The following is a 20,208-nucleotide window of genomic DNA, read 5'->3' as shown; positions in this document are numbered from 1 at the left end:
GCCGCGCCGCCGGTCCCTGCCGTCCACCCCGTCCGGCGCGGAGTCCGGTCCGTCCTCACTGCCCGCGCTGTCCGGCCTGCGGGTCGGAATGGCGGTGTACGACCGGCGGACCGAAATGCCGGGCCTCATCAGCTCCTTCGCCGGATCACTGGTCTGCCTCGTCCGCCCCTCCGGGCACACCTGGCAGGCCACCCTGAACGCCGTACGCCCCGCGACGGAGCGGGAGCGGACCCAGCTCCGTGCCCTGGCCGAACTCCACCGGCGGCAGCGGCCCCCGGCCACACCCCCCGCTGAGCCTCCCACCGGGTGGCGCCCGGCATGAGCACCGCCCGGTTCTACAACGTGACCGTGGTCTGCGAAGGACCGACCGCCACCGGCACCCTGGTACGAGTCGTCCTCGCCGCCCGCCAGGCGGTGACCGCCGATGCCGCCCTGGTCTTCCTGCGCCAGCAGGCCCGCCGCATCGCCAACGGCCTCGACCCCGGCCCGGGAACCGGATGGACACCACGGGGCACCCTCGTCCCCGTATGGTCCCCGGATCCCGACGTGCCCACCGTCCTGCGGATCTGGTGCCACACCCCCCGCGCGCAGCGGGCGGCGCGGGAACGGCTGCTGGGCGGGGCGGAGTTCGCTCTCGACGCCGATGACTTCAGCGGCCGGTACACCCTCAGGGCGCTGCCCGTGCCCGTACCCCCGTACCGAAGACCCCCGTACCGGCCCCAGCCCGCGTACGTACTGCCGCGCCACGCGCAGCCCCCGGGGCGCCGCAGACACCGCAGGCACAAACCCCGCTGGCTCGACCGGCTCCGGCTCCGGCTCCCGTTCCGGCGGCGGGCCCGGGCGGCGTATGCGTCCTGATCCCGATGACGCCGCACAGGCCATACGCGTCGTACGGACCGTGCTCGTCGTCAGCGCCGCCCTCGCCGCCTACACGGTCACCGGATGGCTCCTCGCCGAGCACTTCGCCACCCCATCCCGCCCCTGTCCCACTGAACCCGTACAAATCGCTACCCTCGCCCCATGAGCTGGCTCCGGGCGTTGAAGGAGACCGCCCGTTCCGGGCTCGGTGTGGAGCGGGGGCGGCTGGAGCCGCTGGTCGCGGGGCGCGGGGCCGCTGGGCTCGCCGTGGTGCTCTTCGGGACGCTCGCGCTCTTCGGGCCGGCCTTCGCCGCCAGCGCCGCGTTCGGCGCGTTCCAGGCGGGGATCGCCACCTTCCAGCGCAGTTGGCGGCCCCGGCCCGTGCTGGCGCTCGCCTCCGGGGCCAGCCTCGCCGTCAGTACTTTTCTCGGGTATCTCACGGGGGCTCATTCCGGGTTCTTCCTTGGCCTCCTCGCCCTCTGGACCCTCCTCGCCGGGCTCGCCTGGACCGCCGGGCCCACCGCCGGGTACATCGCCTCGTCCAACGTCGCCATCATGCTCGTGACCGTCACGCTCCCGACCTCCGTCGCGACCGCCGCCGGGCACGCCGCCGTGATCGCCCTGGGCGGGGTCGTCCAGGCCGGGATGATCGTGGTCTTCCCGGTACGCCGCTGGGGCCTCCAGCGCGACGCGCTCGCCGACGCCCTCGCCGCGCTGGGCGACTACGCGCGCCGGCTGCGCCACGACCCGACCGCGCCGTTCGATCCGGAACCCCTGATGACGGCCCGCAGCGCCGCCGCCGTCACCCCCTGGCAGGCCCGCCGGCGCCCGGTCGAGCTGCACGGCGCGCGCGGGCTCGCGGAACGGATCCGGCCCGTGCTCGCCTCGCTCGCCGACCCGGCGGTGGGGGCGGCGGCCGAGGGGCCGGAGCGGGACCGGGTGCGCGAACTCCTCGCCGCGGCGGGCTCCGTGCTCGACTCCACCGCGCGCGCCGTCCGCCACGGCACCCCGGTCCATCTCGACCCGGGCGCGGTCGCCGCGCTCCGGACGCCCGCCGGCGGGACGCCCCTCACCGGCCCCGCCCGGCGCGCGGCGGGCCGGCTCGTCCCGCTGCTCGACCTCCTCGACGACGTCGTGGAGACGGACGTCGTCGCCCACCCGGACGCGGGCCGGGATCCGGACGCGGGGCGGGAGTCGGGCGCGGGGCGAGATCCGGGTGCGGGTCGGGATCCGGACGCGGGTCGGGATCCGGGCGCCGCCCGTGCCTCTGACGCCGCCCCGGGACCGGGCCCAGCCCCGACCCCGGACGCGGCCCCGCCCCCAGGGCCACACGCCGTGCCGCGTACCGTCTCCGGCACCGCGGGACGCGCCGGCGCCCACCGCGACCGGCCGGGGCTGTTCCGCCTCCTTCCCCTCGTCCTCCGCGACATCAGGGGCGAGCTGCGGCCCGGCTCCCCGATCCTGCGCCACGCCGTACGGGTCACGGTCGCCACCTGCGCGGGGTATGTCCTGGGCGCCGCGTTGCCGCTGGGCCACGGCTACTGGGCGCCGATGACCGTCGTCATGACGATGCGGCCCGACTTCTCCCAGACGTACGGCCGCTCCACCGCCCGCCTCCTCGGCACCCTCGTCGGCGTCGCCCTGGCCACCGGCATCGTCCAGGCCGCCCACCCCGTCGGCTATCTCTCCGCCGCGCTCGCCGTGGTCAGCGCCGGCCTGATGTACCTGACGCTGCGCACCAGTTACGCGCTCAGCCAGGTCTTCGTCTCCGCCTATGTCGTCTTCCTGCTGGGCATGGCGGGCGCCGGGGTCTCGCAGACCGTACGGGACCGGGCCCTGCTCACCCTCCTCGGCGGGGTCCTCGCGATGGCCTCGTACGCCGCCTACCCGGCCTGGGAGACCCCCCGGCTCCGGTCCCGCCTCGCCGACTGGCTGCGCGCGGACGGGCGGTACGCCGCAGCCGTGGTCGGCCGCTACGCCCGCCCCGGGGCCGGGCCGGCAGGCGGCCCCGGCGAAGAGGGAGGGGGCGAGGGCGCCGGGGTGCGCGAGACCCTGCTCGCGACCCGCACCGCCCGGATCGCCTGGCGCACGTCGAAGGAGCGCGCCACGCACGAACCGGTGCGCCACCGGGGCCTGTCCAGCACCTCCGCCGACGCGGCGGGCCGGGCCCTCGCCCAGCTCGCCCGCGTCGCGATGCTCCTGGAGGCCCACCTTCCGGAACGCGGGGCCACCCCTGTCCCGGCGGCGGCTGCCCTCGCCGGTACCCTCCGCGAGGCGACGGAGGAGGGCGCGAAGGCGGTACGGGAAGGTCGCGTCCCGACATGGGACGCGGTCCGCGCGGAACTGGCCCGCTGGGACGCCGAGGAGGAGGGCGAGAACGGCGAGGGCCCGCCGGAGGGCAGCCAGTCCGCGTTCGTACGGAACGGGGCGGGCCTGCTCCTCGACGCCCTGGAGGAGGTCTCGGCGGCCCTGACCGAACCCGGGACCACACCGGCCCCCGAGCCCCCCGAGCCCCCCGAGAACGCCGAAGGGCCGCGGCTCCCCTGAGGGAGCCACGGCCCATGAGCCCATCCGTCGGCCCAGGTGAGCGACCCGTCGGCCCGAGCGAGCGATCCGTCAGCCCGTCGGCAGGTCCGTCGGGAGGCTGGTCGGGAAGTTGGTCGGCAGGTTCGTGGGGAGGCCGGCCGCCGTCTTCTTCAGGGTGTCCTTCGTGCCGCCGCTCCACGAGATCACCAGCGTCTTGCCGTCGTTGGACTCGATCGAGCCCATCGTCCGCTCGGTGTCGCCGTCACCGCACTTGACGGAGAACATCGGCTTGCCCATGTCCTCGATCGTGCCCTGGCAGACATGCTCGCCCGCGACCACGGCGACCTGCCCCGAGGCGACCGCCACGGCCACCGACTTGCCGTCGGTCACCCCGGCCCACGTCCCCTCGACGCTCGCGGCGTCCGCACCGGAGTCGGAGCCGGCCGAGGCCGGCGCCGAGTCGGTCGGCGTCGGCGCCGGCTTACCGGTGGAGTTGTCGCTGTCGTCACCGCTGCTGCCGCACCCGGTCAGCGTGAGCGTGAGCGCGACGGCCAGCCCGGCCGCGGCGGCCCCGGTCCGTACGAACTTGTGCACGTCTTGTCCCCCCTAGTCGCTGGCCGGCCCGTCGGTGGCCGGACCGCGCCAAGCTACCAGGACGACTTGCGCACCCCGGGAAGGAATCCCGCGTGGGCCTGCTCACGCAAGCGCACCCGGGAGAGCCCGAACTTCCTCAGGTGGCCCCGGGGCCGGCCGTCCACGCTGTCGCGGTTACGGACCCGCGTGGCGCTGGCGTCGCGCGGCTGACGTCGCAACTCCCGCTCCGCCGCGAGCCGTTCCGTATCGCCGGTGGCGGGGTTGCGGAGGATCTCCTTCAGCTCGGCGCGGCGGACCGCGTACCGCTCGACGATCACCTTGCGCCGCTCGTTGCGGACGATCTTGCTCTTCTTCGCCATCAGACCTTCACCCCGCGCGCACGGATCCGGGCGACGGCCGCCTCGATGCCGATCGTGTCGACGGTCTTGATCCCTTTCGCGCTGAGCGTGAGGCGGACATGCCGGCCCTCGCTCGGCAGCCAGTACCGCTTGCGCTGGATGTTGGGGTCGAAACGGCGCGCGGTGCGCCGGTGCGAGTGGGAGATCTGGTTGCCGAAGCCCGGCTTGGCCCCGGTGAGCTGGCAGTGGGCGGACAAGGGTCACACCTCGCTCTCTTTGTTAATGGAAATCATTTCCATATACTAACCCCATGGCCCGCAACGAACTACGCCCGGTCGTCAAGCTCCGCTCCACCGCCGGGACCGGCTACACGTACGTGACCCGCAAGAACCGCCGGAACGACCCCGACCGCATGACCCTGCGCAAGTACGACCCGGTGGTACGCCGCCACGTCGACTTCCGCGAAGAGCGCTGAGCGGCGAGAACTGGCCGAGCGCTGAGCAGCGAGAACTGGCCGAGCGCCGAGCGCCGAGCGCCGAGAACCGAGAAACCAGAACCGAGGTCCCTGACACATGAAGCCCGGAATCCACCCCGCGTACCGGCACGTCGTCTTCCGCGACAAGGCGGCCGACTTCGCCTTCCTGACCCGGTCGACCGCCGTCGGCGGCGGGCGGACCATCGAGTGGGAGGACGGCAACACCTACCCCGTGATCGACGTGGAGATCTCCTCGGCGAGCCACCCCTTCTACACCGGCACCGCCCGCGTCCTCGACACGGCGGGACGCGTCGAGCGCTTCGAACGCCGCTACGGCCGCCGCCGTCCAGAGGCCCGCTGATGCCCGGCCCCGGCCCCGGCCCTGGCCCTGGCTCCGGCCCCAGCCCTGGCCCCGAACCCGGTTCCGGTCCCGAGCGGGGGAGGCTGCCCGTCGCGATCGTCGGGGGGCTGCACGCCGACGCGCGCAAGGCCGCCGTCCAGCGGCTGCTGGAGACCGTGCCCGGCAGCGTCGCGCTCCACCACGACCTCTCCACCGCCGCCGGCCGGGGCACCGTCGTACGGACCGTCCGCGACGCCACCGAGACGGTGTCGTACGGGGAGGCGCCCCTGGTCAACGACTGTGCCTGCTGCGCGCTGCGCGAGGACCTCGTCCCGGAGCTGGAGCGCATCGCGGACGCCGGGCTCACCCGGCTCGCCGTCGTCGAACTCTGGGACTCCGTCGAGCCCCGCGCCATGGCGGAGGTCGTCGCGGCGCACGGCGCGCCGCTGGTGGTCACCTCGGTGGTGACCGCCGTCGATCCGGCGCTGATCCTCCCGTACCTCGGCAACGGCGACGACCTCGCCGACGCCGGGCTCGCCGCCGCGGCCTCCGACCAGCGGACCGTCGCGGACACCTGGGCGCGCCAGATGGAGTACGCGCCCGTCCTCGCCATCGCCGACAGCCCGCTCGCCGACGACGAGGACCGCGCCCTCCTCGCCCAGCTCCACCCCACCGCCACCCAGGTGCCCATCGACCCGCCGGAGGAAGGGCCGCCGGGGGCGGGCCCGCTCGCCGCCGGCGGTCGGGCGGGCCCGCTCGCCGCCGCCGCGCTCGCCGGGTTCGACATCGAGGCCGCCGCCGCCCGCCAGCACCCCGCCTGCGCCCTGCTCCCGCAGGAGGCCGACGAGTGCGGCGTCGCCACGTACGTCTGGCACCGGCGCCGCCCCTTCCACCCCGGCCGGCTCTACGAGGCGCTGGAGGACCTGTGCTGCGCGGCGGCCCGCAGCCGGGGCAGGTTCTGGCTCGCCGACCGGCCGGACACCCTGCTGGCCTGGGACGCGGCGGGCGGCGCGCTCTGTGTGGAGAGCACGGGGCCCTGGCTGGCCTCGCTGCCGGACGCCGACTGGGAGCGCGTACCGCCGCTGCGCAGGGCCGCCGCCGCACTGGACTGGGACCCGCGCCACGGCGACCGCTGCCAGCACCTGGTCTTCGTCTCGCCCGCCCTGGACCGGGACGGGATCGAGCGGCTCCTCGAATCCTGCCTGCTCACCGATGCCGAGTACCGGGCGGGCCCGGCCGCCTGGAAGCGGCTGCCGCCCGCCTTCGACACCCTCCTGGAGGTCTCATGACCGCGCCCCGCCCCGCCGGTGGACGCCCCGCCGCCCGCCGAGGCTCCCGCAAGCCGCCCGCTCCGCGCCCCAACCCGCTGGACCGCGCGGGCATCACGTACATCGACTACAAGGACACCGACCTGCTGCGGAAGTTCCTCTCCGACCGGGGCAAGATCCGCAGCCGCCGGGTGACCCGGGTGAGCGCCCGGCAGCAGCGGCAGCTCACCCGCGCGATCAAGAACGCCCGCGAGATGGGCCTGCTGCCCTACGCCTCCGCCCCGCGCTGAGCCCCCGGCGGGCCCCGGCGGCCACGGCGGGCTCCGGCGGCCACGGTCGCGGGCGGCGCGCGGCGGACAAGGAGACTCCCCCCGGTCGGCGGACCGGGGGGAGTCTCCTGCCGTTCCGGGGGTAGCCGAGTGTCATGACCCCCGCTGTCGCGGACTGGACCAATACCTGGAAACTGGGTCGGGGAGGGATCCTCCTGGCCCTCTCGTGCGTCTCTCTCTGTAGCGGCGGGACGCGAGTCGTCGCACTTGGGCGCGGGAATATACGGGGGTCCCGGGATGCACAGGGGTCTCCGGCGCCGTCTCTGTAACGGAAGCACCACCCCGCGTGCACGTGCATATGCTCATGCGTTCGCACGTGAAACACAGCTATGATCCGAGACAGTTGACACCTGCACCTTGCAACTCGGGGAGCGTCCTGTGCACCACGTGTACAACGGCATTGCGGCCACAGAGCTTCACGGAGTCGTCTGGCAGAAGAGCAGGCACAGCAACTCCCAGGGCTCCTGCGTGGAGTTCGCCAAACTGGCGAGCGGGGATGTGGCGGTACGGAACTCACGCCACCCCGAAGGGCCCGCGCTCGTCTACACCCCGGCCGAGATCGAGTCGATGATCATCGGCGTGAAGGCGGGCGAGTTCGACCATCTCGTCGCGGGCGCCTGAGCCGGCTCCCGGACCGGCGGCCGGGGCGACTGCCGCGCCGGGCGCATCCCGCGAACAGGTGGCTGGTTACCGACGGTCGCACCTGCGGTCGTCGGAAATTCGCACTTCTGTGCGGTGAAAACGCGCCGTTCTTCCGCGACTCCCGGCCGAAATTTCACCCATGAGGTCTAGACCATTGAGTCCGATGATCATGAAATCGGCCTCGTCAGCGACGCTTTTCGGCCAGTCGCACGCCGGTCGCGTGCCGGCCGTGCGGGACCGGCCGCCTCCGCCGGTCCCGCCCCTCGCGCTCATCTCCGGCCCGCGCGCTCCTGGCGGAGCTGGAAGAGCGCCCAGACCACCTTGCCGTGCAGGGAACCGGCCACCGGGTGCCACCCCCAGGTGTCGCTGAAGGACTCCACCAGGAAGAGTCCGCGCCCGGACTCCGCCGCGCAGTCCTCGTCCGCCTCGCGCGTCGCCGGGCTCACCGTGCTGGGGTCGCGCACCGCGCAGACCAGCCGTGACGGCCACCGCATCAGATGGAGCCGCACCGGAGGCTCGTGCGGTTCCCGTACGGTGTCCGCGGGCAGCGCGTGCCGCAGCGCGTTCGTGACCAGCTCGGAGACGACCAGCGCGACATCGTCGAACCGTCCGCTCAGCTCCCACTGGGCGAGCGTGGTCCGGGTGAACTGCCGCGCGCCGCGCACCGCTTCGTACCGGGCGGGCAGGGCGCACGAGGCGGTGGAGGCGGCCCCGGCGGGATCGATCGGAGGGAGCCCCTGCCTTAAGGGCTCCAGCATGGTCGATCCATTCATCCCCATGCGAGCACTCCCCGGGGTTCGCGGCCGTAGCGATACTGCGGGTGGTTCAGCGTTCAGCGGCACATCGCGTCACACGCGTATCCGCGCGGGGCCCATGGTTCCGAATGCGTAGGGCAGATGCAAGGGCAGATGCACGTGCACGCGCCCGTCTTCGTCGCTCCCGTCCCGGTTCCGGCTCATTTCTTCCTGTGACCAGTTTCGCCCTCTCCGCAAAGCCTTCTTATTTCCGTAATCGAATGAGTACGGGGTGAAGCGTTTTGATGGCAGAATCCGGCACTTGGAGTTCGGGGGTACTCCGAGGAGAACCACATGCGATGGGGAGGGTTGGAGACGTGACCGCAGCCGAATCGGGCGGTTCCGTGGTGCGGCGCATCCTGCTGGGCTCACAACTGAGACGGCTGCGCGAGTCGCGCGGCATCACACGTGAGGCCGCGGGCTACTCGATCCGCGCATCCGAGTCCAAGATCAGCCGTATGGAGTTGGGACGGGTGAGCTTCAAGGCCAGGGACATCGAGGACCTGCTGACTCTCTACGGGGTCGCCGAAGAGGGCGAGCGCACCGCCCTGCTCGGCCTCGCCCGGGAGGCGAATGTCGCGGGGTGGTGGCACAGCTTCGGCGATGTGCTGCCGGGCTGGTTCCAGACGTACATCGGTCTCGAAGGCGCCGCCTCCCTCATCCGTATCTACGAGGTGCAGTTCGTGCACGGGCTGCTCCAGACCGAGGCGTACGCGCACGCCGTCGTCACCCGGGGCCAGCCGGACGCCCCCTGCGCCGAGGTCGAGCGCCGGGTGGCGCTCCGTCTCGAACGGCAGAAGGCCCTCGTCTCCGAGCGGGCGCCACGCTTCCACGCCGTCCTGGACGAGGCGGCGCTGCGCCGCCCGTACGGCGACCGCGCCGTCATGCGGGGGCAGCTCAAGCACCTCATCGAGATCTCCGAGCAGCCCAACATCACGCTCCAGGTGATGCCGTTCAGCTTCGGCGGCCACGCCGGCGAGAGCGGCGCCTTCACCATGCTGAGCTTCCCCGAGTCGGACCTCTCCGACATCGTCTTCCTGGAGCAGCTCACCAGCGCCCTCTATCTCGACAAGAGGGAGGAAGTCGCCCAGTACGAACGGGTGATGGAGCGGCTCCAGGAGGACAGCCCCGGACCGGAGGAGAGCCGTGATGTCCTGCGCGGACTGCTCCAACTGATCTGAGGCGTCGGTACGATGAGAGCACTGACATCACATCAGGAGTTCGCGCCTGCCGTAAGGGATCGCATGTCCTACTTCACCGATCTGGCCCATCAGTACATCGACGGCGAGTGGCGGACCGGCAGCGGCTCGTGGGACATCATCGACTTCAACCCGTACAACGGGGAGAAGCTGGCGGCCATCACCGTCGCGACGGCCCGGGAGGTCGACGCGGCCTACCGCGCCGCCGAGCGCGCGCAGCCGGGGTGGGCGCGGACCAACCCGTACCAGCGGCGGGCGGTCTTCGAGCGGGTGCTCCGGCTGGTCGAGGAGCGCGCGGAGGACATCGTCGCGGCGATCGTCGACGAACTCGGCGGCACCCGGCGCAAGGCGCGGTACGAGGTCGACGCGGCCCGGGAGTTCCTGCGCGAGGCGGTCCAGCTCTCGCTGCGCGAGCAGGGGCGCATCCTGCCCTCCCTGGTGGACGGGCGGGAGAACCGCGTCTACCGGCTGCCGGTCGGTGTCGTCGGCGTCATCGGCCCCTTCAACTTCCCCTTCCTGGTCACCCTCCGCTCGGTGGCGCCCGCGCTGGCGCTCGGCAACGCCGTCGTGATCAAGCCGAACCAGAACGCGCCGGTCACCGGCGGCGGTCTGATAGCCAGGCTCTTCGAGGACGCCGGACTCCCCGCCGGGCTGCTCAACGTGGTCGTGACGGACATCGCGGAGATCGGCGACGCGCTCCTCACCCACCCCGTGCCGAAGGTGATCTCCTTCGCGGGCTCCGACCGGGTGGGCCGCCATGTCAGCGCCGTCGCGGCCGGCCACTTCAAGCGGACGGTGCTGGAGCTGAGCGGCAACAGCGCCCTTGTCGTCCTGGACGACCTGGACGAGGCGGGGCTCGACCACGCCGTGGACGCGGCGGTCGCCAGCCGCTTCACCTATCAGGGGCAGGTCTGTACGGCCGCCAACCGGATCCTGGTGGACCGGAGCGTGGCGGGGGCGTTCACCGAGAAGTTCGTGGCGCGGGTGCGGGCGCTCAGGACCGGCGACCCGCGCGATCCGGCCACCCAGATAGGCCCGGTCATCAACCCCTCCCGGGCCGAGGCCCTGACGGCCCTGGTCGACCAGGCGCTGGAGGAGGGCGCGACGGCGCTCGTACGGGGGCGCACCCGGGGCAACCTGGTGGAGCCGACGGTGCTCACCGGGGTGCCTGAGGAGTCGGCGCTGCACCGGCAGGAGATCTTCGGCCCGGTGGTGCTCCTGGTCCCGTTCGAGGGCGACGAGGAGGCCGTACGGATCGCGAACGACACCCCGTACGGGCTGAGCGGCGCCGTCCACACCTCCGACATCGAGCGGGGCGTGGCATTCGCCCGGCGGATCGAGACCGGCATGATGCACGTCAACGGCACCACCGTGCAGGACGACCCCCTGGTCGCCTTCGGCGGGGAGAAGTCCTCCGGCCTCGGCAGGCTCGACGGGGAGGCCACGGTCGAGGCGTTCACCACGACGAAGTGGATCTCGGTGCAGCACGGCCGCGCGGAGTTCCCCGTCTGACCCCGCCGGGGCCTCCTCAAGGACCTTCTCAAGGACTTTCTCAAGGACCTTCTCAGGGGCCTCCTCCGGGGCCTTCGCCGGGGCCGGGCCGTACTGCATAACCTGGCCCCATGTCAGTGATCCGCCTGCTCGTGCTCGCCGCCGTCCGCCAGCACGGCCGCGCCCACGGCTACCAGGTCCGCAACGACCTGGAGTACTGGGGCGCCCACGAGTGGTCCAACGCCAAGCCCGGCTCGATCTACCACGCCCTCAAGCAACTGGCGAAGCAGGGCGCCCTGGTGGCGCACGAGACCGCGCCGAGCGTGGCGGGCGGCCCGCCCCGGACCGAGTACGAACTCACCGACGCGGGCCGCGAGGAGTATCTGAAGCTGCTGCGCACCGCGCTGACCACGTACGACCAGAAGACGGACGCCCTGTCGGCGGGGCTCGGCTGCATGGTCGACCTGCCGCGCGCCGAGGTGGTCGCCCTGCTGACCGAGCGGGTCCGCGCGATCGAGGCGTGGCGGGCCGAGGTGACCACGTCGTATGTGCCGGAGGAGGGCCCGGGGCAGTTCGGCCACATCGGCGAGATCATGAACTTCTGGATCCACGAGGCCGACTCGGGCGAGGAGTGGACCCGTGGCCTGATCCGGCGGATCGAGGGCGGGGCGTACACCTTCGCGGGCGAGGGCGAGCCCTTTGTCGGGGTGCTGGGGCCGGGCGAGGAGAACCCGTACGCGACGGGGGTCCCGGATCCCGGCGATCAGCTCTGATCTCTAATCAAGTTTGACTAATGGGAACGGGGGACCGGGCGGCAGGCGGTCACGGGGTACAGCGGCGGTACGGGACCTCTTCGGCGCCCCGGGCGCCGGGCGCCGTACCCGGTGCGGTGGTACGCGGGCCGCCGTCGCCCCCGTACCACCGCACCCGTCCCTCAGTGGTGGAACCCCGTCGCCGCCTCCTTGTCGCGGTTGAGCGGATGGTCCTGGGCCCGCAGCTCGGGCAGCAGCCGCCGCAGGTCGGCCACGAGCAGCGCGGCGAGGTCCGCCGAGAAGCCGTTGCGGCAGACCACCCGGAGCACGGAGAGGTCCTCGCGGTGGGCGGGGAAGGTGTACGCGGGGACCAGCCAGCCATGTTCGCGGAGCCTGCGCGAGACGTCGAAGACGTCGAAGTTCGTCACCCCGGGGGCGGTGGTGAAGGCGAAGACGGGCAGTTGGTCGCCCCGGGTGAGCAGCCGGAAGTCGCCCAGCTTCGCGATCCGCCCGGAGAGGCGGGTGGCGATGTCCCGCGCGGTCTGCTGCACGGCGCGGTAGCCCTCCTTCCCGAGCCGCAGGAACGTGTAGTACTGCGCGACCACCTGGGCGCCGGGCCGGGAGAAGTTCAGCGCGAAGGTGGGCATGTCGCCGCCCAGGTAGTTGACGCGGAAGACCAGCTCTTCGGGGAGTTCGGCGGAGGAGCGCCAGAGCACCCAGCCGACCCCGGGGTAGACCAGCCCGTACTTGTGCCCCGACGTGTTGATGGAGGCGACGCGCGGCTGCCGGAAGTCCCAGACCAGGTCCGGGTCGAGGAAGGGCGCGACCATGCCGCCGGAGGCCCCGTCGACATGGACGGGGATGTCGAGCCCGGTGCGGGCCTGGAGCGCGTCCAGCGCCGCGCACACCTCGGCGACCGGTTCGTACGAGCCGTCGAAGGTGGAGCCCATGACGGCGACGACCCCGATGGTGTCCTCGTCGCACAGGTCGGCTGCCGCCCGCGGGTCGATGTGGAAGCGGTCGCCTTCCATGGGCACGAACCGCGGTTCGACCTCCCAGAAGGCGCAGAACTTCTCCCAGCAGACCTGCACGTTGACGCCCATGACCAGGTTGGGGCGGGCGGTCGCCGGATAGCGCGCCGCGTTCCGCTTGGCCCAGCGCCGCTTGAGCGCGAGCGCGGCGAGCATGCAGGCCTCGCTCGACCCGGTGGTCGAGCAGCCGAGGGCGCCCATCGGGTCCGGGGCGTTCCACAGGTCGGCGAGCATCACGACGCACCGCCGCTCCAGCTCGGCGGTGCGCGGGTACTCGTCCTTGTCGATCATGTTCTTGTCGAGGCACTCCGCCATCAGCGTCCCGGCCTCCGGCTCCATCCAGGTGGTGACGAAGGTCGCGAGGTTGAGCCGGGAGTTGCCGTCGAGCATCAGCTCGTCATGGATGAGCTGATACGCCGTATGCGGCGGCGTCGGGGTGTCCGGGAGCCGGTGGGTGGGCGGCGCCGACACCATCTCGCTCACCGGGTCCGCCTCCCCGAAGAACGGATTGAGCGACAGCCGCCGCAGCTCGGCCCGGTCCTTCTCGGGCAGGTCGGAGACGCCGTTGGCCCGGTCCGTGCCTCGGTGGAGTGGCATCCGCGGTCTCCTCGGGTGGGTACGTGGATACGTGGTACCTGCGTACGCGGTACGTCGGTACGTCGGTACGTTCGTGCGGCCCCCTCCGTGAGAATACGGACGAACGCCGCGAACCGCCCGGCGGGCGGAGCCCGTTTGCCGCTGCCCGCCGCCCCGGGCGACGTCCTCAGGGCCGCCGCCCTGCCGCCGCCCGGTCACCGCAGAGGCGTGCCGTCCTCGTGCAACTGCATCTGGGGGCGGCCGGTGACCAGCAGCCAGGCGGGGAGCACGGCCACGCAGAGCAGCGGCAGCACGTTGGTGTCGGCGACCAGGACCGCCGCGGTGAACAGGCTCAGCCACCCCTGCCGGGTGACGGCGAGCAGCACCCCGAGGACGCCGCAGACCACCCCGAGGGCGGGGTGCACGGCCGGCACCAGGGCATGTGCGCAGAGCCCGAACGCGACGCCCACGAAGACGGCGGGAAAGATCCGGCCGCCCCGGAAGCCGCAGGTGGCGGCGGTGAGCAGGGCGGCCAGCTTCCTCGTCCAGCCCCTTGAAGAGCGTGAGCGGCCCCCCGAGCACCCCCAGCAGCCCCAGCACGAGCCCGCCCGCCCCCAGGGAGAGCACGGGGTGGCGCAGCCGCCGGAAGAAGGCGTGGACGTACGGGAACGCCGCCACCCCGGTCCGTGCCTCGGTGGAGTGGCGCGGTCTCCTCGGGTGGGTACGTGGATACGTGGGTAGGGTCCCCTTTGGCGAGAATGCGAACGAATAATCACGTACCGCCTGGTGAGCGGAGGTGCGGCTCGTGCGGTCGGTCGGGTGCCGGGAGCGGTCACAGGGAAGGGACTAGTCTCGTGAGCGACGAAGACCCGGTTGGCATGCAGGTGTGCTCTGCATGCGGTGGACAAGGGGTGATTGTGCAGCTCAAGTCAGACACGCAGGGCAATGAGGTGCCCATTCCGGAGACGTGTGGCGCGTGCTCGGGCAACGGCATGGTGCAGGGGCAGTCCCGGTGAACGAACACGAGGACACCCCCGAGTCCGGGCCCACGGGCGGGAACTGTCGCTGGTGCTTCGGAAGCGGAGCCGTGCAGTACACGTACGCGTACGTCCCCGGTGCCGACCCCTTCGGGAGCAACGCGGAGACCGTGGCGCGTATGGGGGCCTGTAAGCACTGCCGGGGGACCGGGATCTACGACTCGGCTCTGGACCCCACCCTGGAACACCTGCGGCGCGACCCTTCCTAGGGCCTGTCTGACAATTCCCGCCTGCCTCGCGACGCCATGCACGCACTCTCGCCGCACCGGGCCCTGACCCAAGTACGTCCAGTACGTGGGTCAGGGCCCGGCACGCCGAGAGCACGCACCTGACGCCGCGAGGCCGCCCTCCGGGCGACGACGGGAATTGTCAGACAGGCCCTAGTGCCGGGAGGGGCATGAGGTCCGATCGCGGGCCGAAGGGGGTGGGTGGAACCTGGGGGAGTGGCCGGCCGTTGATAGCTTGTGCGCGGCCGACCCACGCCGTCCCGCGATCGAACGATCCATGACTCAGGAGTCCGGAATTCGTGACCACCACCCTTGCGCTCGGACCAAGCTGGCTGGACCCGGACTATCTGATCGGGACCTTCGGGCTGATCGGTGTCCTGGTCATCGTCTTCGCCGAGTCCGGTCTGCTGATCGGCTTCTTCCTCCCCGGTGACTCGCTGCTCTTCACCACGGGCCTGCTGGTCACCACCGGCGCCCTGAAGACGCCGCTCTGGATGGTCTGCGGGCTGATCGTGCTGGCCGCGATCGCCGGTGACCAGGTCGGGTATCTCTTCGGCAGGAAGGTGGGACCCGCGCTCTTCAAGCGCCCCGACTCCCGCCTCTTCAAGCAGGAGAACGTCGAGAAGGCGCACGACTTCTTCGAGAAGTACGGCCCGAAGTCCCTGGTGCTCGCCCGCTTCGTGCCCGTGGTGCGGACCTTCACGCCGATCATCGCCGGCGTCAGCCGGATGAACTACCGCTCGTTCATCATCTTCAACATCGTCGGCGGCACCCTCTGGGGCGCCGGGGTCACCCTGCTGGGCGCCGCGCTCGGCAAGATCGCGTTCGTGCACCAGCACATCGAGCTGATCCTCATTCTGATCGTGCTGATCTCGGTGCTGCCCATCGTGATCGAGGTGCTGCGCGCACGGGCCCAGGGCAAGCGGGCCGCCGCGGCGGGCGAGGGCCGGCCCGCCGTGGACGACGGCCTGGTCGGCCCGGGTGCCGAGGCCATGGCGGGGTACGGGGCCCCCGGCGCGCCCGCGCCCGGCACGCCCGGCGCCGAGACCATGCGCTTCCCGAAGATCTCCGGCGACTCCGGTGGACCGGGGCAGGGCGGCCCGGGCGGCGGGCCGCAGGGCCAGGCCCCGGTCCAGCAGTACGCCCCGGCCCAGGACCAGGGGGGGTACGGCCGGCAGGGTCAGCAGGGCCAGCAGGTCCCCGGCGCGTATCAGGCAGCCGGCGGCTACGGGCAGCCCCAGGGCGGCTACGGGCAGCCCCAGGGCGGTTACGGCCAGGCCCAGGGGGGATACGGGCAGGCGTCCGACCCGTACCAGCAGACCCCCAACCCCTATCAGCAGAACCCCGACCCGTACCAGACGCCCGGCGGCTACCCGGAGCAGCAGGGCGGCTACCAGGCCCCCCAGGCCCCCGGGCCGTACCAGGCGGCCCCCGGCGGCTACCAGGCCCCCGGCGGCCCGTACCAGGCGCCTCAGCAGCCCCAGGGGCCCGGCACGGGCGACGACACGGCCGACGGCGGCGTGGACCCGTACGGACGGCGCTGAACAGCGGGTCCCGGATTCTTTGCGGAGAATCCGGGACCCGCTCAACCCACCGCCTGGCCGGCCGAGGCGGCCGTACGGGACCGTCAGGCCCCCCCGGAGAGAAGACCCGGAGACCCGGAGGGCTAGAAGCCGCGCGTCCGTTTGGCCGCGCGGCGGCTCGACGCCCGGCCCGAGCCCGGCACCTTGAGGAAGAGCCGGGAGATCTCGCCGCCCAGGTTCACCCCCACCGCGATCGCCAGCGCCAGCGCCACCGCCTTGGAGAGCGAGGCGAGCCCCCGGTCCAGCTCGTTCTGGGCGAAGCCGAGCAGCCCGAAGTAGGTCGCGGAGCCCGGCAGCAGCGGGCCGATCGCCGCCGTGACATACGGCAGCGCCGAGGCGAACTGGTAGCGCGAGAAGAGCTGCCCGAAGAGGCCGACCACGCCGGCGGCGACCGCCGTGGAGGCCACCGGGGAGATCCGGCCGATGTCGTGCATCGCCGCGTAGACCACCCAGGCGACCCCGCCGTTGAGCGAGACCATCAGCACAGTGGAACGTTCCTGCTGGAGCAGGATCGCGAACGAGAAACTCAGCGTCACCGCCGCCAGGGTCTGCGCCACCGGCCGGACCACCGTGTGCAGCGCCGCCTCCGGATTGAGCTCGGCGTGGAGCTGGACGCCCAGATAGAGCACGAGCAGCACGCCGATCACGATCGCGATGAAGAAGTACATGACCTCCAGCAGCCGCGCGGACGCCGTGATGTAGTACCCGGTCAGACCGTCCTGCACCCCGGCCACCAGCGCCCGCCCCGGCAGCAGCGCGAAGAGCCCGCCGGTGATCACCGCCGAGGGGCGCCCCTCCCAGGCCACATGCGGCCCCAGCAGCGTCAGCGCCACCCCCATCGCGGCGGGCGGCATCGCCGCCACCACGAACTGGTAGAACTCCGGCAGCCCGCGCCCCGCGCAGAGCCACGCCAGCCGGTCGCCGAGCATCGCCCCGCACGCGGCGGTCACGAAGACGATCACGCTGCCGCCGACCAGCACCGAGGCGGCCCCGGCCAGCAGCCCGCTCGCCAGGGTCAGCGCCCACCCCGGGTACGGGTGCCGGTTGCGCCGGATCTCCGCGAGGCGCCGGTACGCCTCCTCCAGGGTGGTGTCGGTCTCCTCGGTGGTGATGTCGTCGATCAGCGTGTAGACGGCGGAGAGCCGGGTGTAGTCGGTGCCCCGCCGCCGTACCGTCCGGTTCGCCGACACCGGGTCCTCCACCAGCGACGGCTGATGGGAGATGGAGAGCAGCGTGAAGGTGACCGTCGGCTCGCACCGGTCCAGCCCGTACGCCCGGCACACCGCGAACATCGCCGCCTCGACGTCCTCCGCGCCCTCGCCGCCCGCCAGCAGCAGCTCCCCGATGCGCAGCGTCAGGTCGAGCACGCGCGGCACGGCGGGCCCCTGGTCGTCGTGGCGCTGCACGGTGTCCGGTACGGGGCGGTCCCCGACCGGCATCCGCAGCAGCGTCCGCATCCGGTCCTGCCAGGGCGCCTCCTTGCTGAGCGCCAGCATCGGGACCCCGTGCGCGGGCGTGTACGCGGTGGAACCGTGGAGCCCCGCGCCCGCGCCCGCGCCGGAGTGCGCGCGGACGGCGTCCGGACGTACCGCCTCCGGCACCTCGAAGGCGGAGCCCTCGGGCTCGGCGGGCGGCTCCGTCCACGCCCCGTCGGGGAGCGCGAACTCGGAGGTCGGCTGGTCGTCCTCGAAGAGCGGCGGCTGCTCCACCCCGAGCGGCGGGGTGAAGGCGCTGTGCGCCTCGTCCGACGGGGTCGACGACGGGGACGACGGCGGGGACGGGGGTGCCCCGTCGTCGGCGCGGTCCGGCTCGGCCACCACGGTCTGCGTCCTCACTCCTTGTCCGGGCTTCTCGGCCCGCTCATGTCACCCGGTCATGTCTTCGTCACTCGGCCATGGCTTCGTGTACCCGCCGCTCGCCCAGTATGAGCACGGGAAAAGGGGCGCGCGCACACGGACGGGCGGCGCACCCACGAGGGGTGCGCCGCCCGTCGTCCGTCCGGCGCCACCGCGCCGGTCGGAAGCCGGCGCGCGCTGCGATCAGTGCGCGCCGCCCTGCGCCTCCAGGCGCTTGTACGAGGCCTCGATCTCCGCCTCGGCCTCGCTGCGGCCGACCCAGTCGGCGCCCTCGACCGACTTGCCCGGCTCCAGGTCCTTGTAGACCTCGAAGAAGTGCTGGATCTCCAGGCGGTCGAACTCCGAGACGTGGTGGATGTCGCGCAGGTGCTCCACCCGGGGGTCGGAGGCGGGGACGCAGAGCAGCTTGTCGTCGCCGCCGGCCTCGTCCGTCATCCGGAACATGCCGATGGCACGGCACTTGATCAGGCAGCCGGGGAAGGTCGGCTCGTCCAGGATGACCAGGGCGTCCAGCGGGTCGCCGTCCTCGCCCAGGGTGTTCTCGACGAATCCGTAGTCCGCCGGGTAGCTGGTCGAGGTGAAGAGCCGGCGGTCCAGACGGATCCGGCCGGTCTCGTGGTCCACCTCGTACTTGTTCCGCGAACCCTTAGGGATCTCGATGGTGACGTCGAACTCCACGGGTGGCTCCTCCATGCTCAACACAATGTCCGGGGTGGTGCTGCGGTGCGGTGACCTTCCGCCCGGCCCGTCTGACAGGCCGTTACGGGCCGGGGTGCCCCGCGCGGGGCGAACCGCAGTGGTTAAGTGTCCCTCACACCGCAGCGTGATCGCGAAAGGGGCTGGTCAGCCATGGTTGAGCCGAAAGCGTGGCAGGTCACGGCGGGTTCCGCCGCGGTCGGCCTCGTCCTCGCCGCCGTGGCGGTGGCCGCGGCGGGCCCCTGGGACTCCGGCCAGCGTAAGGCCGAACGCGAGTGGGCGGCCGCCCAGGGGGGCGCGGGTGGCGCGCATCACGGCCCCTCCGCGCCCCGCACGCCCGCCCCCGCGCCCAGCGCGGCCGAGGTGCTCCGCGCCCTCACCGCCCCCGGCACCCGCCCCCAGGCCGCGCCCGGGACCACCGACACGGAGCTGGCCCGGACCCTCGGCAAGCTCCTCGACACCGACGCGCTCGGCAGCTCCCGTACCGCCTCCGTGGTGGACACCGCCACCGGCGAGGTGCTCTTCACCCGCGCCGCGGGCCACCCGATGACCCCGGCCTCCACCGTCAAGATCGCCACCATGGCCGCCGCGCTCACCGCCCTCGGCCCCGACCACCGCATCGCCACCACCGTCGAGGCCACCCCCGACCACCGGAGGATCACCCTGGTCGGCGGCGGCGACGCCACCCTCGACCAGCGGCGGCTCGCCGCCCTCGCCGAGGACACCGCCCGCGCCCTGCGCGACGCGGACGTCACCAAGGTCGAACTCCGCTACGACCTCTCGCTCTACTCCGGGCCCCGGGAACACCCCATCGGCCGTAACGACAACATCGCCCCCGTCGTCCCCCTGATGGCCGGACAGGGCCGCCTCGACAAGTCCACCTCGGGACCCGCCCAGCGCTCCACCGACCCGGCCGCCGACGCCGCCCGTGCCTTCGCCGGCCTCCTCCGCGACCACGGCGTCCGCACCACCAGGGCGCCCGCCGCGGGCAAGTCCCCCAAGGGCTCGGAACCGCTCGCGCGCACCACCTCCGCCCCCCTCGGCGACCTGGTCGAACGCGCGCTCACCAACTCCGACAACGACATCGCGGAATCGCTCGCCCGGCAGACCGCCCTCGCCGCCCACGAACCCGCCAGCTTCGCCGGCGCCGACCGCGCCGTCACCGCCCAGCTCGGCAAGCTCGGCATGCCCCTCAAGGGCACCCGGTTCGCCGACGGCAGCGGCCTCAACCGCGCCGACAAGACCAGCGCCGCCCTGCTCACCGCCCTGCTCGCGCGCGCCGCCGACCCCGCCCACCCGGAGCTGCGCCCCATCCTCACCGGCCTCCCCGTCGCGGGCTTCACCGGCACCCTCAGGAGCCGGTACGAGGACGCCGCGCCCGCCGCCGGGCTCGTCCGGGCCAAGACCGGCACCCTCACCGGCGTGAACACCCTGGCCGGCACCGTCGTCGACGGTGAGGGCCGGCTGCTCGCCTTCGCGTTCCTCGCGGGCGGCACCAAGGACCCCGAGGACGCCCAGACGGCCCTGGACCGGCTCTCCAACGCCCTCCTCCCGCATCCGGCCCCCACACCCCGGCCCGCCCAGGGGTAGCCGCCC

The 20,208-nt window shown here is 72.8% G+C and carries 21 protein-coding genes and 1 pseudogene; 14 read left to right on the top strand and 8 right to left on the bottom strand.

Annotated elements, in window-relative coordinates:
* The 3 genes from AB0O07_RS34460 to AB0O07_RS34450 all read left to right on the top strand — a co-directional run.
* On the top strand, positions 1–322 hold a 322-nt coding region (locus AB0O07_RS34460; RefSeq protein WP_365641017.1), incomplete at its 5' end, for a hypothetical protein.
* Positions 319–858: a hypothetical protein gene (locus AB0O07_RS34455; protein ID WP_365641015.1), complete on the top strand. Its 540-nt coding sequence runs from the start codon at positions 319–321 to the stop codon at positions 856–858. The genes AB0O07_RS34460 and AB0O07_RS34455, both read left to right, overlap by 4 nt.
* Positions 859–1,020: 162 nt before the next feature.
* Positions 1,021–3,405 carry an FUSC family protein gene (locus tag AB0O07_RS34450; RefSeq protein WP_365641014.1) on the top strand — a complete coding sequence of 795 codons (2,385 nt, stop codon included), beginning with the start codon at positions 1,021–1,023 and terminating at the stop codon, positions 3,403–3,405.
* Positions 3,406–3,474: 69 nt separating this feature from the next.
* On the opposite strand, the gene AB0O07_RS34445 is transcribed toward AB0O07_RS34450, so the two are convergent.
* The 3 genes from AB0O07_RS34445 to rpmB are packed head-to-tail and all read right to left on the bottom strand — an operon-like array spanning position 3,475 to position 4,573.
* Complete coding sequence (locus AB0O07_RS34445) at positions 3,475–3,978, bottom strand: hypothetical protein (protein ID WP_365641012.1); 504 nt, start codon at positions 3,976–3,978, stop codon at positions 3,475–3,477.
* 53 nt (positions 3,979–4,031) lie between these two features.
* A complete protein-coding gene (rpsN, locus tag AB0O07_RS34440) occupies positions 4,032–4,337 on the bottom strand; it encodes a 30S ribosomal protein S14 (RefSeq protein WP_365641009.1) in 306 nt (101 codons plus the stop codon).
* Positions 4,337–4,573 carry a 50S ribosomal protein L28 gene (gene rpmB / locus AB0O07_RS34435; RefSeq protein ID WP_365641006.1) on the bottom strand — a complete coding sequence of 79 codons (237 nt, stop codon included), beginning with the start codon at positions 4,571–4,573 and terminating at the stop codon, positions 4,337–4,339. The genes rpsN and rpmB overlap by 1 nt, the downstream gene beginning before the upstream one ends.
* A gap of 53 nt (positions 4,574–4,626) precedes the next feature.
* Between rpmB and rpmG the strand changes: the two genes are divergently transcribed.
* The 5 genes from rpmG to AB0O07_RS34410 all read left to right on the top strand — a co-directional run bounded on the left by rpmG (position 4,627) and on the right by AB0O07_RS34410 (position 7,349).
* The gene (gene rpmG, locus AB0O07_RS34430) at positions 4,627–4,791 is read left to right on the top strand and encodes a 50S ribosomal protein L33 (protein WP_365641004.1); all 165 of its coding nucleotides are present in this window, start codon (positions 4,627–4,629) and stop codon (positions 4,789–4,791) included.
* A 97-nt stretch (positions 4,792–4,888) separates the two neighbouring features.
* Positions 4,889–5,152, top strand: a complete 264-nt coding sequence (locus AB0O07_RS34425; RefSeq protein WP_365641002.1) for a type B 50S ribosomal protein L31 — start codon at positions 4,889–4,891, stop codon at positions 5,150–5,152.
* Entirely contained in the window at positions 5,152–6,420 is a 1,269-nt protein-coding gene (locus AB0O07_RS34420) for a GTP-binding protein (RefSeq protein WP_365640999.1), read from the top strand. The genes AB0O07_RS34425 and AB0O07_RS34420 overlap by 1 nt, the downstream gene beginning before the upstream one ends.
* Positions 6,417–6,689: a 30S ribosomal protein S18 gene (rpsR, locus tag AB0O07_RS34415; protein WP_365640996.1), complete on the top strand. Its 273-nt coding sequence runs from the start codon at positions 6,417–6,419 to the stop codon at positions 6,687–6,689. The genes AB0O07_RS34420 and rpsR overlap by 4 nt, the downstream gene beginning before the upstream one ends.
* Before the next feature lie 417 nt (positions 6,690–7,106).
* Entirely contained in the window at positions 7,107–7,349 is a 243-nt protein-coding gene (locus AB0O07_RS34410; RefSeq protein WP_365640993.1) for a DUF397 domain-containing protein, read from the top strand.
* Between the two features lie 290 nt (positions 7,350–7,639).
* On the opposite strand, the gene AB0O07_RS34405 is transcribed toward AB0O07_RS34410, so the two are convergent.
* On the bottom strand, positions 7,640–8,149 hold the full coding sequence (locus AB0O07_RS34405) for an ATP-binding protein (protein WP_365640991.1): 510 nt from the start codon (positions 8,147–8,149) through the stop codon (positions 7,640–7,642).
* A 314-nt stretch (positions 8,150–8,463) separates the two neighbouring features.
* On the opposite strand from AB0O07_RS34405, the gene AB0O07_RS34400 reads away from it, so the two are divergent.
* The 3 genes from AB0O07_RS34400 (at position 8,464) to AB0O07_RS34390 (ending at position 11,627) form a co-directional block, all read left to right on the top strand.
* Positions 8,464–9,345 carry a helix-turn-helix transcriptional regulator gene (locus AB0O07_RS34400; protein ID WP_365640988.1) on the top strand — a complete coding sequence of 294 codons (882 nt, stop codon included), beginning with the start codon at positions 8,464–8,466 and terminating at the stop codon, positions 9,343–9,345.
* Positions 9,346–9,408: 63 nt separating this feature from the next.
* On the top strand, positions 9,409–10,875 hold the full coding sequence (locus AB0O07_RS34395; protein ID WP_365640985.1) for an aldehyde dehydrogenase family protein: 1,467 nt from the start codon (positions 9,409–9,411) through the stop codon (positions 10,873–10,875).
* A 110-nt stretch (positions 10,876–10,985) separates the two neighbouring features.
* Positions 10,986–11,627: a PadR family transcriptional regulator gene (locus AB0O07_RS34390; RefSeq protein WP_365640983.1), complete on the top strand. Its 642-nt coding sequence runs from the start codon at positions 10,986–10,988 to the stop codon at positions 11,625–11,627.
* A gap of 161 nt (positions 11,628–11,788) precedes the next feature.
* On the opposite strand, the gene AB0O07_RS34385 is transcribed toward AB0O07_RS34390, so the two are convergent.
* Together AB0O07_RS34385 and AB0O07_RS34380 are read right to left on the bottom strand one after the other, a co-directional pair.
* Positions 11,789–13,234 carry a glutamate decarboxylase gene (locus AB0O07_RS34385; protein ID WP_365640981.1) on the bottom strand — a complete coding sequence of 482 codons (1,446 nt, stop codon included), beginning with the start codon at positions 13,232–13,234 and terminating at the stop codon, positions 11,789–11,791.
* Between the two features lie 194 nt (positions 13,235–13,428).
* Positions 13,429–13,891 (bottom strand): annotated as a pseudogene (locus AB0O07_RS34380) (ion channel protein); the annotation flags it as partial.
* Positions 13,892–14,225: 334 nt separating this feature from the next.
* Here AB0O07_RS34380 and AB0O07_RS34375 point away from each other — a divergent pair.
* Positions 14,226–14,459, top strand: a complete 234-nt coding sequence (locus AB0O07_RS34375; RefSeq protein ID WP_365640979.1) for a hypothetical protein — start codon at positions 14,226–14,228, stop codon at positions 14,457–14,459.
* A gap of 317 nt (positions 14,460–14,776) precedes the next feature.
* On the top strand, positions 14,777–16,021 hold the full coding sequence (locus AB0O07_RS34370) for a VTT domain-containing protein (protein ID WP_365640976.1): 1,245 nt from the start codon (positions 14,777–14,779) through the stop codon (positions 16,019–16,021).
* Positions 16,022–16,143: 122 nt separating this feature from the next.
* Here the strand turns inward: AB0O07_RS34370 and AB0O07_RS34365 are convergent, their stop codons facing one another.
* Positions 16,144–17,895, bottom strand: a complete 1,752-nt coding sequence (locus AB0O07_RS34365; RefSeq protein WP_365640974.1) for a threonine/serine exporter family protein — start codon at positions 17,893–17,895, stop codon at positions 16,144–16,146.
* Positions 17,896–18,099: 204 nt separating this feature from the next.
* Complete coding sequence (locus AB0O07_RS34360) at positions 18,100–18,594, bottom strand: inorganic diphosphatase (protein ID WP_365641039.1); 495 nt, start codon at positions 18,592–18,594, stop codon at positions 18,100–18,102.
* A gap of 171 nt (positions 18,595–18,765) precedes the next feature.
* On the opposite strand from AB0O07_RS34360, the gene dacB reads away from it, so the two are divergent.
* Positions 18,766–20,202, top strand: a complete 1,437-nt coding sequence (gene dacB / locus AB0O07_RS34355; RefSeq protein WP_365640972.1) for a D-alanyl-D-alanine carboxypeptidase/D-alanyl-D-alanine-endopeptidase — start codon at positions 18,766–18,768, stop codon at positions 20,200–20,202.
* Positions 20,203–20,208: the final 6 nt, after the last annotated feature.

Source organism: Streptomyces sp. NPDC093085, from assembly GCF_040683935.1.
In the GTDB taxonomy this organism is placed as follows: Bacteria; Actinomycetota; Actinomycetes; order Streptomycetales; family Streptomycetaceae; genus Streptomyces.
This window is presented reverse-complemented; position numbering and strand designations above follow the sequence as displayed.

What these genes read in the sequence shown, in the direction of transcription:
- AB0O07_RS34455 (WP_365641015.1), top strand. Translation starts at nt 319, where the DNA reads ATGAGCACCGCCCGGTTCTACAACGTGACCGTGGTCTGCGAAGGACCG.
- AB0O07_RS34450 (WP_365641014.1), top strand. Translation starts at nt 1,021, where the DNA reads ATGAGCTGGCTCCGGGCGTTGAAGGAGACCGCCCGTTCCGGGCTCGGT.
- rpsN (WP_365641009.1), bottom strand. Translation starts at nt 4,337, where the DNA reads ATGGCGAAGAAGAGCAAGATCGTCCGCAACGAGCGGCGCAAGGTGATC.
- rpmG (WP_365641004.1), top strand. Translation starts at nt 4,627, where the DNA reads ATGGCCCGCAACGAACTACGCCCGGTCGTCAAGCTCCGCTCCACCGCC.
- AB0O07_RS34425 (WP_365641002.1), top strand. Translation starts at nt 4,889, where the DNA reads ATGAAGCCCGGAATCCACCCCGCGTACCGGCACGTCGTCTTCCGCGAC.
- AB0O07_RS34420 (WP_365640999.1), top strand. Translation starts at nt 5,152, where the DNA reads ATGCCCGGCCCCGGCCCCGGCCCTGGCCCTGGCTCCGGCCCCAGCCCT.
- rpsR (WP_365640996.1), top strand. Translation starts at nt 6,417, where the DNA reads ATGACCGCGCCCCGCCCCGCCGGTGGACGCCCCGCCGCCCGCCGAGGC.
- AB0O07_RS34405 (WP_365640991.1), bottom strand. Translation starts at nt 8,149, where the DNA reads ATGGGGATGAATGGATCGACCATGCTGGAGCCCTTAAGGCAGGGGCTC.
- AB0O07_RS34400 (WP_365640988.1), top strand. Translation starts at nt 8,464, where the DNA reads ATGGGGAGGGTTGGAGACGTGACCGCAGCCGAATCGGGCGGTTCCGTG.
- AB0O07_RS34395 (WP_365640985.1), top strand. Translation starts at nt 9,409, where the DNA reads ATGTCCTACTTCACCGATCTGGCCCATCAGTACATCGACGGCGAGTGG.
- AB0O07_RS34390 (WP_365640983.1), top strand. Translation starts at nt 10,986, where the DNA reads ATGTCAGTGATCCGCCTGCTCGTGCTCGCCGCCGTCCGCCAGCACGGC.
- AB0O07_RS34385 (WP_365640981.1), bottom strand. Translation starts at nt 13,234, where the DNA reads ATGCCACTCCACCGAGGCACGGACCGGGCCAACGGCGTCTCCGACCTG.
- dacB (WP_365640972.1), top strand. Translation starts at nt 18,766, where the DNA reads ATGGTTGAGCCGAAAGCGTGGCAGGTCACGGCGGGTTCCGCCGCGGTC.